Raw genomic sequence first — 13,962 nt, 5'->3', positions numbered from 1 at the left:
ACCTTCGGAAGAACGAAACCGGCTGAAACAGCGCTCGCCCGACACCAGCCAATGCGCGCTCTTACACGTTCCGCACGAACCACGTCCGCTTCGCCGCGCCCAGCAGCGCGCGATACGCGAGCCACGACACCACGAAGGTCGCCGGCGCCGATAGCGACGCGGCGAATCCCGACGCCTGGTTCAGCGCGAGCCCGGCGAACGCGCCCGCGAACCACGCAATCAGCCCGCCCGGATTGAAGGTCGGCACGTGCGCGTCGCGGCATTCGATGTCGTCGCCCACGAGTTGTCCGTAACGGTCCGAGAGAATGTGCGCGAGCGCGACCGCGACCCACGCGACGACGAAGATGCCCTGATACGCGAGCGCCTGCAGAATCCGGGAAAAGACGTCGGCCATCATCAAGCCGTACACCACCGCGCCCACCACGACCGCCCACACGAACTTCGGTGCGCGCAGCCCGGCCACTTTCTGAAAGAACGCCTGCATGTTGACCGTCGCGAGATAGTAGTTCGCGGTGTTGATGCGCGACTGCGTGACCCACACGAACAGCAGCCCCCACACGCCCATCAGCTTCAGCAGCGCGAGCACGACCGATACTTCGGACAGCGTGCCGAGCCCCGGCGTCGTGCTGACGACGTAGATGCCCACCGCGCCGTTCAACAGGAACGTCACGAGATAGAACGGCATGCCGAAGTTGAAGCGGCCGTGATAGCTGGCGTCCTCCTTGCGGCCGAAGCGCGCGTAGTCGAACGTGAACATCATCAGCACCCACACGCCCATGTAGTAGACGAAGCACTGCCACCAGCCGCCGGCCGGCGCGCCGCCTGCCGGTCCGAAATCGAGCCAGGCGGCGTTGTAGCCGTACTCCGCCGTCGTGAGTCCGACCGCGGCACACAGGCCGATCAGGTAAAACGGCAGCAGCGCGCCGTTGAACTTGTCGAGCCAATGCTGCACGCTGCCGAACACGAGCGGCACGCTGTAGCACACCACGATCAGCGCGACCCACTTGTAGTCGAGCGCGGGGAACTGATGATGCGCGGCGACCGCGATCACCGAACCCTCGAACACCGCGTAGTAGATTGCCGTCGCGAAGAAGATCAGGGTGGCGAGCGCCGCGCCCGCGCTGCCGAACAGCACGCGCGAGAACAGCGCGACCGACAGGCCCGTGCGTATCGCGTAGCGGCTGATGATCGAATTGACCACGCCGTACGACACGACCGACAGCGCCATGCCGATCAGCGCGTTGCGGGCGCCGTAGCTGAGCGCGAGCGTCGCGCCGACGACGATGTAGAACACCGCGCTGCACACGGCCCACCACGCCATCGTCAGCGAGAAGGGCGGCATGCGCGCGTGATCGGGAATGGCGAGCGTCGACAGGTCGAGATCCTCGTCGGCGTCGGCATGAGCCAGGTTGGCCATGGTGGTGCTCCTCGATGAGCAAAGCTGCGAACGACGTCCTGGCCGCGGCAACTGCTTCCGCAGGGTTGCCCCGACGTCGGATGGGCAACCGGTCCGGCTGAAACGGCGCGCACGCATCCGCCGCGCGGCACGCGGTCGCGCGGGAATGAATGCGGAGCGAGAAAAGGTGCCGGCGGCGCCGGGCCGCGCGGCGTCTAGCCCTGAAGCGCGGCGCGCAGCAACGCCAGGCGCTGGCGGTACGCGCGGCGTGCCGCGAGCGCGTCGGCCATCGTCACGGGCACGAAGCGCGCGCGATGGTTCGGCTGCATCTGTCCGATCAGGTCCATGTCGGCGCTGATGACCGTGCCGATGGTCGCGTAGCCGCCGCCGGAGACCGCATCGCGATGCAGGATGATCGGCTCGAGCCCGGCCGGCACCTGGATCGAGCCGACCGGATAGCACGCGTCGACGATGTTCGACGGATCCGCGCCCGCGCCGAACGGTTGTTCGCGCGGCCGAAACTGCAGCGGCCGCCCGTTCTTGTAGCGGTAGCCGATGCGGTCCGCCTCGGGCGCGACGGTCCACTCGTCGTCGAAGAACGTCTGCGCCGACGCGTCGGTCAGCCGGTGGTGGTACAGGCCCGTCAGCACGCGCAGCGCGACCTGGCTGTCGAGCGGCCGGCGCATCGATGCCGGCAGTTCGCGCCCTTCGCGCGGCGCGCCGTGCACGGCGCCGACCGGCAGCCGATCGCCTTTCTGCAGGCGCCGGCCCGCAAGGCCGCCGATCGCGCCGAGCGTATAGGTCGAACGGCTGCCGAGTACGACCGGCACGTCGATGCCGCCCGCGACGGCCAGATACGCACGCGCACCGGCCTTCACGTACTGGAACGACAGCACGCTGCCCGCGCGAATCCGGAGCGCGACGTCGCAGCTTTGCGCGATGCCGTCGATCTTCGGCGTCATCTCGGCGCCGGTGACGGCGATGAGCGCGTCCATATGGAACAGCAGTTCGGGGCCGAGCAGCGTGCATTCGAGCACGGCCGCCTCTTCGGGATTGCCGACCAGCAGGTTCGCCGCGCGCGACGCGTACTGGTCGAGCGAGCCCGACGGCGGAATGCCGACGTGATAGCAGCCTTGCCGGCCCATATCCTGGACGGAGGTGGCGAGGCCCGGTTTCAGAACCTCGATCAGATCGTGCGGATCAGTCGGCATGCAGCACCTCGACGAGAGAACGGTTATACGCATCGGGATCGCGCCGGAACGCGTCGAGCGAGAACTTCACGGGGCGCACCCGCAGCGAGAAGGTTCCGGCGTCGACGGCCGCCACTGCTGCGTCGTACGCAGCGCGATCGATCGGCTGGAACTTCACGATGTCGCCGGGCCGGAAGAACACCATGAAGTCGTGCAGATAGTCGAGCCGCTGCGCGGGATCGAAGATCGGCGCCGGCGTCACGCCGAACATCTGGTAGCCGCCCGCGCCGCGCACCGAGTAGATGCAGCCGAAGCAGCCGCCGTGCCCGACCGTGAGCTTCGGCGTGTCGGTGCGCGGCCGCAGGTATTTCGGCACTTCGAGCTGGCGCGCGCGTTCGACCATCTGATACATGAACGGCAGCCCCGCGACGAAGCCGACCATCGAGACGAACCACGGCGAACCGGAGTGCGCGGCGATGAATTCGTCGACGTCGCGCTTGCCGTTGATGCGCGCGGCGTACTCGAGATCGGTCGACGTCGGATCCTGATGACGCTCGCGAAACCGCATCATCGTCTCGTGCGTCCACGGGTCGTTGTAGAGCACGGGCACCTCGACGATACGCGTGTCGAGTTCGAGCGGCGCATCGCCTGCTTCCGTCTCGATCATTCGGAGCAGCGCGACGAGCGCGTCGGGCTCGATCACGTCGGGGTCGTAGCGCACCTGGTAGGACGCGTTCGCCGGACAGATTTCAGTGATGCCTGGCACCGCGCGGCGCTGCAGTTCGCGCGTGATCGCCGTGCCCTTGAAGAAGGCGTCGAGCGACATCGATTCGCTGATCTCGACGAACACGAACTCGTCGCCGCCGAAGGTATAACGGGCCGTCACTGAGCCTCCCCGACGCGCGCGGCGTCTGCTTCCGTATCCGCGTGTTGCCGGGCGCGGGCCGTCACGGCCTCGCGCCATTGCGGCATCCACGCTTCGAGAAAATTGGTGTGGTAGCGGCCGGCCCGCACGTCGTCGTCCGCGAGCAGCGCGAGGTGCAACGGTGCGGTGGTCTTCACGCCGCCGACGTGCAGCTCGCCCAGCGCGCGCGCGAGGCGTTGCAGCGCGGCCGCGCGGCTCTCGTCGTGCACGATCAGCTTGGCGAGCAGGGAGTCGTAGAACGGCGGCACGACGTAGCCCGGATAGAGCAGCGAGTCGATGCGTGTGCCGGCGCCGGTCGGCCACACGAGCGTATCGATGCGTCCAGGGTTCGGACGGAAATCCTGCAACGGATCTTCCGCGTTGATCCGGCATTCGATCGCCGCGCCCCGCATCGCGATGTCTTGCTGCGCGAAACGCAGCGGCTCGCCGTCGGCGATGCGCAGCGTCTCGCGCACGAGATCGATGCCCGTGATCGCCTCGGTCACCGGATGCTCGACCTGGATGCGGGTGTTCATCTCGATGAAGTAGAACTCGCCGCGGGCGTCGTCGTACAGATATTCGAGCGTGCCCGCGCTGCGGTAGCCGACCTGTCGCGCGAGACGCGTCGCCGACTCGCACAGCGCGTCGCGCTGCGCCGGCGTAAGCGAAGGCGACGGCGCCTCCTCGAGAATCTTCTGGCGTCGCCGTTGCAGCGAACATTCGCGCTCGAACAGGTGCACGACGTTGCGGCCGTCGCCCAGCACCTGCACCTCGATGTGCCGCGCGCGTGCGATGAAGCGTTCGAGATAGACGCCGCCGTTCCCGAACGCGGCCTGCGCCTCGCGCTGCGCGAGCGGCAGCTCGGCCTCCAGTTGCGCGGCGTCGTGCGAAACGCGGATGCCGCGCCCGCCGCCGCCCGCGGCCGCCTTGATCATCAGCGGATAGCCGATACGCGCAGCGACTGCCTGCGCTTCTTCGAGCGAGTGCACGACGCCGTCGCTGCCTGGCACGGTCGGCACGTTGGCGCGCTGCGCGGTTTCGCGTGCGCGGGCCTTGTCGCCCATCGTCGCGATCACGTGCGCGTCGGGGCCGACGAAGATCAGGCCGGCCGCCTCGACCTGTGCGGCGAAGGCCGCGTTTTCGGACAGAAAGCCGTAGCCGGGATGAATGGCGTCCGCGCCGCACCGGCGCGCGGCATCGAGGATGGCCGCGGGATTCAGATAGCTTTTCGCCGCATGCGACGGGCCGATGTGGATCGCTTCGTCGGCCATGCGCGCGGCGAGGCTGTCGCGGTCGGCGTCGCTGACCACGGCGATCGCGCGCATGCCGAGCTCGTGTGCGGCGCGGATGATGCGCACCGCGATCTCGCCGCGGTTCGCGACCAGCACGGTCCGGATCCGCGACGGGCGATAGAACGTGCCGGAGGAAGTTGCGAGGCTCATCGCGTCACTCCTCGATCCGCATCAGCACCTGGCCTGCGTCCACCGGCTCGCCATCTTCGACGAGCAACTCGGCAACACGCCCCGACACGTCGGCTTCGATCTCGGTGAACTGCTTCATCACTTCGACGAGGCCGACGACCGCACCCGCCATCACGGGCGCGTCGACGGCGACGTAGTAGTCCGCGTCGGGCGACGGACGGCGGTAAAAGGTGCCCGGCAGCGGGCTGACGATATCGTGCAATGCCATCATGCGTCTCCTTGAATCAGTGATGTGCGGCGAGCGGTAGCGGGGCGGCGGTGCGAATGCCTTCGCGAACCAGCGCGTCGCGCGTTCTGCGCACGAGTTCGAGCGCGCCCGGCGTGTCGCTATGGATGCAGACGGAGTCGAAATCGATGTCGATGTCGTCTCCTTCGATCGTATGCACCTTGCCGTCGATGCAGGCGCGCAGCACCTTGTCGGCGACCAGGCCGGGATCCAGGCGTCCGACGCGGCGCGTGAACACGATCGAGCCGCTGCGGTCGTAGTCGCGATCGGCGTAGAACTCGCGCACCACCGGCTGGCCGTATTCGGCGGCGACGCGGTACGTCGCCGACGCTTCCATGCAGTACAGCCACAGGCCGGGATCGACGCGCTGCAGCGTCTCGATCAGCAGCCGCGAGAACGCCTCGTCGGCCGCCGCGTGCATGTAAAGCGCGCCGTGCGGCTTCAGATGCTGAAGGCGCACGCCGTGGAGCCGCGCGAACTCGCGCAGCGCGCCGAGCTGGTAGACGATGTCGTTGACGAGCGCCTGCGGCGTTTCGGCGATCGCGCGCCGGCCGAAGCCGACCAGATCGCGAAAGCCCGGATGCGCGCCGATGCCGACGCCGGCGGCGCGCGCCAGCTGCACCGTGCGCGCCATGATGTTCGGGTCGCCGGCATGAAAGCCGGTGGCGATGTTGGCCGAGCTGATCAGCGGCATGATCTGTTCGTCGACGCCGTCGCCGATCGTCCACGGGCCGAAGCCTTCGCCCATGTCCGAATTCAGGTCGACGCTTTGCTTGCTCATGCTTGGGGATCCTCCAGGTTCTCGGTCGATGCGCGCTGCTGCGCGAGCCGAAGCAGTGTCGAAAGGAGGTTAGCCGCGCACGGGACGTCAAAATAGTTCTATTTTTGTATGCGACGTATCGATTTTTTCGATATCGACGAGAACGGGCGCGAGGCCGGCCCCGGCTGGACTTCGGGGCTTTCATGGATCCCCGCCGGTGGCGGTCGCGCGATCGATATGATATTTATTGCGCACCGCTCCGCTTCCCGTCGGCCATGGCCCTGACCCTCAGACAGCTCAAATACTTCGTCGCCACGGCCGAGCTTGGCCAGATCTCGCAGGCCGCGATCCAGCTCACGATCTCGCAGTCGGCCGTGACGAGCGCGATCAAGGAGCTGGAGGAAAGTCTCGGCACGCAACTGTTTCTGCGCACGTCCGCGGGCGTGACGCTCACCGACACCGGCTGGCGCTTTCTCAATCACGCATATGCCATCCTGTCGTCAGTCGACGAGGCGATGCGGGTTCCGAACCTCGCAAGCACGGTGACGGGCACGCTCGCGATCGCCGCGAGCTACACCGTGCTCGGCTACTTTCTTCCGCAACATGTATTGCGCCTGAGCACGCTTTATCCGCGGCTGACGATCAACCTGCACGAACTGAACCGCGAGTCGATCGAAGAGGGGCTGATCGCGGGCCGCTACGACATGGCCGTGCTGCTGACGTCGAACGTGTCGAATCCCGAACTCGTGCTGGAGCCCGTGATTCATTCGGTGCGTCGGTTGTGGGTCGGCGCGCATCATCCGCTGCTCAAGCGCGAGAGCGTCACGTTCGCGGAGGTGGCGAACGAACCGTTCGTGATGTTGACGGTGGACGAGGCCGGCCAGACCGCGCTGCGCTACTGGAGCGAGACGCCGTATCGGCCCAACGTGATCCTGCGCACGTCGTCCGTGGAGGCCGTGCGCAGCATGGTCGCGAACGGCAGCGGCGTCGCGATTCTGTCCGACATGGTGTATCGGCCGTGGTCGCTCGAGGGGCGGCGCATCGAGACGATCGTGTTACGCGACCCGGTGCCGCCGATGAGCGTCGGCCTTGCGTGGCGCAAGAACATCGAGCTGAGCCCCGCGATGCACGCGCTGCGCGACTATTTCGTCAGACCAGCGGAAATCGGTGGGCCGCCCAAGCGGAAGTAGTAGGTGGGGCTGATTGCGCGAAGCCTGAATCCGTTTTGCCGTGCTGCCTGGATAGGGCATCCCATCCGTCTGACGAGCCATGCCGGCGACGCCTGGAGCCGTAAACGCAACGAGACAGCGCGCCCGAGCCGTTCGGGCGCGTGCCGCTCGCTCAATAGCGCGACAACTGATTGCCGTTGATCTGCACGCGATCGCCCGGACGCAGATCGCCGGGCGACTGCACGTCGAACGAGCGCATCGAGCCGTCGCTGACCTGCACGTCGATCCGGTAGCTGCTCGGCGGCTGCGCGGCGCCCATCTGCTGGCCGATCTGGTTGCCGGCGACGGCGCCGCCGAGCGCGCCGATCACGGTGGCCGCCTCGCGGCCGTGGCCGCGGCCGAACTGGTTGCCGAGCACGCCGCCGACCAGCGCGCCGACGACGGTGCCGGCCACGCCCGACGTGCCGACCGATCCGTTGACCGGCTGGATGTTCGAGACGGTGCCGTATTGCGTGCCGTAGCCGTTGCCGTACTGGCCGCCGTACGGCTGCTGATTGCCGTATTGATCGTACTGCGGCGCCTGAGCCGGATAAGCCGGCTGCTGCGGCTGCACGTAGCCCGGTTGCGCATAGGCGGGCTGCGCGTAGCCCGGCGTCGCGTACGGCTGCTGTTGATAGGGCTGGGCGCCGTAGGGGCCGTAGCCCGGTGCGACGCACGCGGTCAGCGGGAGCGCCGCCACGGCGACGAGCGAGGCGAACAGAACGGTCTTCGTGGAAGGCATGCGCATCATGATGTTTCCTGCATCGGCTACGTGTTCGCCGACGAATGCCGGAACGGGTGGCGAACTCGGCGTGAGTATAAGGAAAGGGCCGATGCGCGTCCGGTGCGGCCGGGTAACAACGTGTAAAGTCTGTTGCGGCGGAAATCGGCGGCGCGCGACCGCTCTGCCCCTTCCATCGCTCACCGCTTCGCAATCCCCCGATCTGCCCCGCCATACTCACGTAGCGCGTATCGCAGCCGGCGCGGCGGCCAATGCGTCCCGTGTCGACGTCGGGTACGAATCGTCGTGACCCATGTGCGGCTCGCACGGCGAGTGACCCGGCTTTTCGAGCGCGGCGACGATGCGCTCGCTTGCATGCCCGTCGCCGTACGGGTTCACCGCGTGTGCCATCTGCTCGTATTCGTGGCGATCGTTGAGCAGCGCTTCGACCTGCGCGACGATCCGGCCGCGGTCGGTGCCGACCAGACGTGCGGTACCGGCTTCCAATGCCTCGGGCCGCTCGGTCGTATCGCGCGTGACCAGCACCGGCACGCCGAGCGCCGGCGCCTCCTCTTGAATTCCGCCCGAATCGGTAATGATCAGATGCGCTTTCGACATCAGATACACGAACGGCAAATACTCTTGCGGACCGGTGAGCGTGACGTTGCGGAGGTCGCCAAGAATTGCTTTCACCGGTCCCGTCACGTTCGGATTCAGATGCATCGGATAGACCAGCTCGATGTCGTCGTGGCGGGTCGCGAGCTCACGGAGTGCATGGCACACATGTTCGAGCGGCTCGCCGAAACTTTCGCGGCGATGACCGGTGACGAGGATCAGCCGCCGTGCCGGATCCAGAAACGGAAATCCTGCGGCGATGCGCTCCGAGAGCCACGGGTCAGCGGCCAGCTTCTCGCGCGTCTGCAGCAGCGCGTCGATCACGGTGTTACCCGTCAGAACCACCTGTTCCGGCGTCATGCCTTCGCTGTACAGGTTCTGCTCCGCGCGCTTCGAAGGCGCGAAGTGCCACGAAGACACGGCGTCCGTCACACGCCGGTTCAGTTCCTCCGGCCACGGCGACCAGATATTGCCGGTACGAAGCCCGGCCTCGACGTGTCCGATCGGGATGTGCCGATAGAAGGCGGCCAGGCTCGCCGCCAAGGTGGTGGTCGTATCGCCGTGAACCAGCACGATGTCGGGCCGGGCCGCATCGAACACCGGGCCGATGCCGTTCAGGATGTTCGCGGTCAGCTCGGACAGCGATTGGTTCTTGCGCATCAGATCCAGATCGAAGTCGGGAACGATGTCGAACAGCGACAGCACCTGATCGAGCATCTGCCGATGCTGGGCGGTGACACATACGGTGACGTCGAATTCAGGGTGCCGCTTCAGCGCGCGCACGAGCGGCGCCATCTTGATCGCTTCGGGACGTGTGCCGAACACGGTCAAAACTCGTTGCATATCGATTTTCTCTATTTGATTTCCGGTCTTCTCGTCGGTCCGCGACACGCCTAGAACCACAACGTTGCGCGAACGACCAAGCCTTTGGCGCGGTCAGCGTCGGTCAAGCGCACGCGATACTGGACGTCGAGGTCGATCCAGCTCGCCGGCGCCCGATACGCGCTTTCGCGGAACCAGTAGCGCACGCCGATGCCGGGGCCGATGCCGAGTGCGAGCTTGTGCAACGCGCGGGTGTCGTAGTCGCCGGCGATCGCCGCATGCGGGAACATCACCAGATGGCTGCTGATCGAATCGATCCGCCACGAATGGCCGTAGCGCAGCTCGACCGGTTGAACGAGCCGTTGCTGTCTCACGAAGTACGCGCTCTCCGTGTAGAACTGCCATGTCGTCCAGTCGGGCTTGACGGGATGCAGATCGATGCCGTCGTCGATCGAGTAACCGACGCGGAACAGCCAGTCGTCGTAAGCGTAGCGTCCGCCCGTCATCAGTTTCTCGGCGGTGAACACCAGGTTTTGCGACGAGAGCGGCTTGTAGCGGGCGCCGACCGACCACTGCAAGGTCGGCAACCCGGTGATGCCGCCGCTGCGGTCGTACAGCGTCGCGTACTGGCGCGCGAACAGCTGGAAAATGCGCCCGTTGTCGTAGCCGATCTTCGGCGGCTGCCAGTAGACCTCGGTGCCGCCTTGCAGAATCCCGATGGTTTCCTGAGGCCGGAACCCGCCGGATTGATACGCGACGTTGACGATCGCGCCGACGCGCCGCTCCGCATCGTCGACCGCGCGTCGATATGCGTAAGCCTGTTCGGTGTCGTATTGCGGCGCCTGCGCGTTCGCGTCGATGCTGTCGTGAAAGAACCGGTCGGCAAGTGCGTTCTCGCCCAGGCCGCGCGCCGTGTACGCGGCGTCCGCATATTCGAGCGCGGACTCGTGCTGGCGGGTGAAGCCCGCCGCAAAATAGCGGAGCGCGTCCTTCTCGTACGCCGGGTAGTCGCGCCCCACGCGCCGGGCCGTGTAGGCCGCATCGATGTATTGATGCGCGGTGCCGGGTTGCATGGCGAAGCTCGCATCGAAGAATCGAAGCGACAGCTTGTCGTAGGCCGGGTCGCGCTCGCCGAGACGGCGCGCCGTATAGGCGGCGTCGAGGTACTGCTGCGCGGTGCCGGGTTGCAGCGCGAAGCTCGCCTCGAAGTACCGGAGCGCCCGCTCGTCGTAGGCCGGGTCGTTCTGGCCGAGACGACGTGCCGTGTACGCTGCATCGACGTATTGCAGCGCCGTGCCCGGCTGCAGCGCGAAGCTGGCGTCGAAGTAGCGGAGCGCGAGTTTGTCGTAGGCCGGGTCGTTCTGGCCGAGACGACGTGCCGTGTACGCTGCATCGACGTATTGCAGCGCCGTGCCCGGTTGCAGCGCGAAGCTGGCATCGAAGTAGCGGAGCGCGAGCTTGTCGTAGGCCGGATCGTTCTCGCCAAGACGACGGGCCGTGTACGCCGCATCGACGTATTGCAGCGCCGTGCCCGGCTGCAGCGCGAAGCTGGCGTCGAAGTAGCGGAGCGCGAGTTTGTCGTAGGCCGGGTCGTTCTTGCCGAGCCGGCGCGCCGTGTACGCGGCGTCGACGTACTGCAACGCGGTGCCGGGCTGCAGCGCGAAGCTCGCTTCGAAGAACCGCATCGCTTGCCGGTCGTAAGCGGGATCGCTGTCGCCCAGGCGGCGCGCGATATAGGCGGCATCGATGTATTCGAGCGCCGTGCCTGCGTGCCTGGCGAAGCTCGCCTCGAACAGCTGGAGTGCCTGCCGGTCGTAGGCCGGATCGTTCTTGCCGAGACGGCACGCCGTGTACGCGGCATCGACATATTGCCGCGCGGTACCCGGCTGCTGCGCGAAGCTCGATTCGAACAGCCGAAGCGCCTGCTTGTCGTAGGCCGGGTCGTTCTGCCCGAGACGGTGCGCCGTATAGGCGGCATCGACATACTGACGCGGGGTCGCCCGACGGCGAGCGAAGCTCGTCTCGAACAATTGCAGCGCGCCCTTGTCGTCCCCGGCGCGAATGTGCGCATAGCAGCTCTCGAGCAGCCGGTCGGGCTCGCCTTGCGCGCATGCGCTGCCGGCCGCGATACCGAGTGCGATCGCGATGCAGGTCGGTCGTGCATGGACTTTCATGTCAGGCCACCCCCGACAGCGTGCCGTGCGATTCGGCCGACGCGCGCAACTCGTCCAATGCTGCGACGATCTCGTGCTCGGCGGCAATGAAGCACTGCACGTCCACACCGGCGGCCGCCCGCAACTGCGCGAGCGCCGTATCGGAAAGCGGCGCCGCCACGGCGACGTTGAGCGCCGATCCTTCGCCGATACCGAACGGAATCGCACGATGCCGCACTTCGATGAAGTCCGGCAACCGGGTGGCGAACGGCCGCCAGTCGCGACGCGCCAACTCGACACGCGGCAATCCCGCCTGCCATGCAACGGCGTCGGCGAGCGTTTCGGGATCGAGCCCGGCTTCGTTGACCAGCAGTTCGCCCAGCCGCGTGCCGGCGTCGGCGCGCTGCATTTCGAGCGCATCGTCGAGCTGCTCCTGGCTGATCGCATGCCACGAGAGCAGCAGCTCTCCCAGACGGCGGTGCACCAGTCGAAGATCCTCGCGCGACGGATACGAATGCTTGGTCTTGTCCCAGCCGATCGGTTTTCCGGTCACGGTCGACACGATGAACAATCGCCACGCACGACACACCGCGAAGAAGTTGATGAAGTTGTTGACCACCAGCCGCGGGATCGACAGCAGCCCCTGATGAAATCCGTTCAGCCTCGTGACGAAGTACACGCGCTGGAGCACGCGATTCACGAGCAGCGCCGCATTCGCGGCCATCATGTACTCGAGCCATTTCGGCGAGGCCTCGAGCAAGGTCTGTCCGGCCGGCAGCCAACCGCGCGCGATCGCGAACCGCAGCAGCAGGTGATTGACCAGCAGCAGGTAAGCCAGAATGGTGACGAGCGACGTGACGGTGCCCTTCCGGTCGCGCAGATACATGTACTTCGTCGCGATCGAGCCGTGCCAGCCGAGGCGCTGCGCGCCCTGGAACGCGATGCCGATGATCCAGCGTGCGCGCTGCCGGTACGCGGTGCGGAACGTGCCGGGAAACAGTTCGCGGGTCGCAATGATGCTGCGCGCGTCGATTTGCCGACGCTGGCCGCCGAACATGTGACGACGTGTCGTCTTGTATTCGAGCGGCAACCAGACGAAGGCCATACGCGCGCCGATGCGCTTCATCTGGAAGCTCGTGTCGTAGTCTTCGGTCAGGCTGTCGGTGCAAAACGGCTGGTTGTTCGCGCCTTCGAGCAGGCGATCGAGGATGCGGCGGCTGTAGCACGACGCGACGCCCGCGCCCGGTATGCAACCCGTCAGGCTTTCGCGCACGACCAGATCCTTGGAATGCCACTCGCTGAAGTCGTCGAGATAGGTGCAGCCCACCCAGTCCTTCCAGTCGCGTTCGAGCGACAGCACCGGCAGTTGAAGAAACTCCTTCCGTTCGATCAGGTGATTGAAGAGTTTCAGTTCGAGCGGATGAATGATGTCCTCGCAATCGTGCATCGCGACGCCGGCAAAGCGCATGCCGTTCTCTTGCTCGTAGGCGAGAATCGACTGGACGATCCAGTTCAGGCAATCGGCCTTGCACGTCGGGCCGTCGTTGCGGACGATCGCCCGACGCACGACGTTCGGATAGCAGCGCGCCATGCGATCGGCTTCGATCGTCGTATCGGGATCGTTCTGATAGGTGCCGACGAAGATGACGAACTTGCGATATTCGAGCGTCGCGATGGTGTGCTCGATCATCTGCGCGAGCACCGCGTACTCCTTCCACGCGGGCACCATGATCGCAAACCAGCGCTCGTCCTCGCCGCGCAATTCCTGAGCGGTGAGCCGCGGATAGCGGCGGTGGATGACGAAGCGCCGGTACGCGGCGCGGATCCAATAGAAAGCGTCGATGTACAGGTCGTCGAGCGACGACACGAGGATGACCGTGCATACGACCACGACCACCGCATTGAATGCATCGAAGTACGCCGCCTGCAGCGGATGAAGCGCGGGAGCCAACGTCATCGTGCGGTTCCCCCGCCGCCGAAGCGAGACGGTTGGCGAATCGCACGCATGCAGCGCGCTGCCCGCAAATTTCCACCCCGTGCGACTTCGGTCGCACCGTCGTTATTTTTTGTGTTCATAGCCTTCCCCGTTCGAAGCGATCGCGCCGTCACCGCAAGGTTTCGCGAGACCGTGTCGCTCCTTTAATGATTCGAATCTATGGGCGCGCTTCGTTGCGCAATTGATGTCGATCAACGGCGCTCGTGGCAATCGTTTGCCGTGTATCCGCACCTCTCTTCGCTTTGTGTTCCACGCCACATGTGGTTTTTGTTTGCAACCGGAAGTGGGAAAATCGCAGGATGAGGAGCAGACGAATTCCTCTGAGAAATTCGATGCGTGATCGACGCCGCGGTTACGCCGCGTTAGCCGAGATACGGCGCGCTGATGGCGTGATCTCGGACGTTGTGGGCCGTTGCAACAACATGAGTTGCGGCCCGGCAGACGACCCGCTCGCGCACGCCGGACTTCGACGTGCACGGATGCCGCGACG

Annotated in this window: 11 protein-coding genes; 1 reads left to right on the top strand and 10 read right to left on the bottom strand. The window is 66.1% G+C overall.

Going from position 1 to position 13,962, the window contains the following annotated elements; all coding sequences use genetic code 11:
• Positions 1-61: 61 nt before the first annotated feature.
• From EX20_RS12470 to EX20_RS12445, 6 genes are all read right to left on the bottom strand, one after another.
• A complete protein-coding gene (locus tag EX20_RS12470) occupies positions 62-1,417 on the bottom strand; it encodes a purine-cytosine permease family protein (RefSeq protein ID WP_011881195.1) in 1,356 nt (451 codons plus the stop codon).
• 194 nt (positions 1,418-1,611) lie between these two features.
• Positions 1,612-2,607 (bottom strand): 5-oxoprolinase subunit C family protein, encoded by a 996-nt coding sequence (locus EX20_RS12465; RefSeq protein WP_034193732.1) that lies wholly within the window; start codon positions 2,605-2,607, stop codon positions 1,612-1,614.
• Complete coding sequence (locus EX20_RS12460) at positions 2,597-3,472, bottom strand: 5-oxoprolinase subunit B family protein (protein ID WP_011881197.1); 876 nt, start codon at positions 3,470-3,472, stop codon at positions 2,597-2,599. The genes EX20_RS12465 and EX20_RS12460 overlap by 11 nt, the downstream gene beginning before the upstream one ends.
• Positions 3,469-4,932, bottom strand: coding sequence for an acetyl-CoA carboxylase biotin carboxylase subunit (locus EX20_RS12455; protein WP_034193731.1), 1,464 nt, complete (start codon positions 4,930-4,932; stop codon positions 3,469-3,471). The genes EX20_RS12460 and EX20_RS12455 overlap by 4 nt, the downstream gene beginning before the upstream one ends.
• Positions 4,933-4,936: 4 nt before the next feature.
• Positions 4,937-5,179 (bottom strand): acetyl-CoA carboxylase, encoded by a 243-nt coding sequence (locus tag EX20_RS12450; protein WP_034193784.1) that lies wholly within the window; start codon positions 5,177-5,179, stop codon positions 4,937-4,939.
• Between the two features lie 16 nt (positions 5,180-5,195).
• Positions 5,196-5,978 carry a 5-oxoprolinase subunit PxpA gene (locus EX20_RS12445; protein WP_034193730.1) on the bottom strand — a complete coding sequence of 261 codons (783 nt, stop codon included), beginning with the start codon at positions 5,976-5,978 and terminating at the stop codon, positions 5,196-5,198.
• A 254-nt stretch (positions 5,979-6,232) separates the two neighbouring features.
• Between EX20_RS12445 and EX20_RS12440 the strand changes: the two genes are divergently transcribed.
• Positions 6,233-7,147 carry a LysR family transcriptional regulator gene (locus EX20_RS12440; RefSeq protein WP_034193729.1) on the top strand — a complete coding sequence of 305 codons (915 nt, stop codon included), beginning with the start codon at positions 6,233-6,235 and terminating at the stop codon, positions 7,145-7,147.
• Positions 7,148-7,298: 151 nt separating this feature from the next.
• Here EX20_RS12440 and EX20_RS12435 read toward each other — a convergent pair whose 3' ends face one another.
• The 4 genes from EX20_RS12435 to EX20_RS12420 form a co-directional block, all read right to left on the bottom strand.
• Positions 7,299-7,916 (bottom strand): outer membrane lipoprotein, encoded by a 618-nt coding sequence (locus EX20_RS12435; RefSeq protein ID WP_011881202.1) that lies wholly within the window; start codon positions 7,914-7,916, stop codon positions 7,299-7,301.
• 207 nt (positions 7,917-8,123) lie between these two features.
• Positions 8,124-9,344, bottom strand: coding sequence for a non-hydrolyzing UDP-N-acetylglucosamine 2-epimerase (gene wecB / locus EX20_RS12430; protein ID WP_181954719.1), 1,221 nt, complete (start codon positions 9,342-9,344; stop codon positions 8,124-8,126).
• Positions 9,345-9,394: 50 nt separating this feature from the next.
• Positions 9,395-11,497: an NfrA family protein gene (locus EX20_RS12425; protein WP_034193728.1), complete on the bottom strand. Its 2,103-nt coding sequence runs from the start codon at positions 11,495-11,497 to the stop codon at positions 9,395-9,397.
• Between the two features lies 1 nt (position 11,498).
• Positions 11,499-13,433: a glycosyl transferase family protein gene (locus EX20_RS12420; RefSeq protein WP_011881205.1), complete on the bottom strand. Its 1,935-nt coding sequence runs from the start codon at positions 13,431-13,433 to the stop codon at positions 11,499-11,501.
• Positions 13,434-13,962 lie beyond the last annotated feature (529 nt).

Origin of the sequence: Burkholderia sp. WP42 (assembly GCF_000745665.1) — a bacterium.
GTDB lineage: Bacteria > Pseudomonadota > Gammaproteobacteria > Burkholderiales > Burkholderiaceae > Burkholderia > Burkholderia vietnamiensis.
The sequence above is the reverse complement of the archived record's forward strand: the minus strand, read 5'-3'. Positions and strand labels throughout refer to the sequence as shown.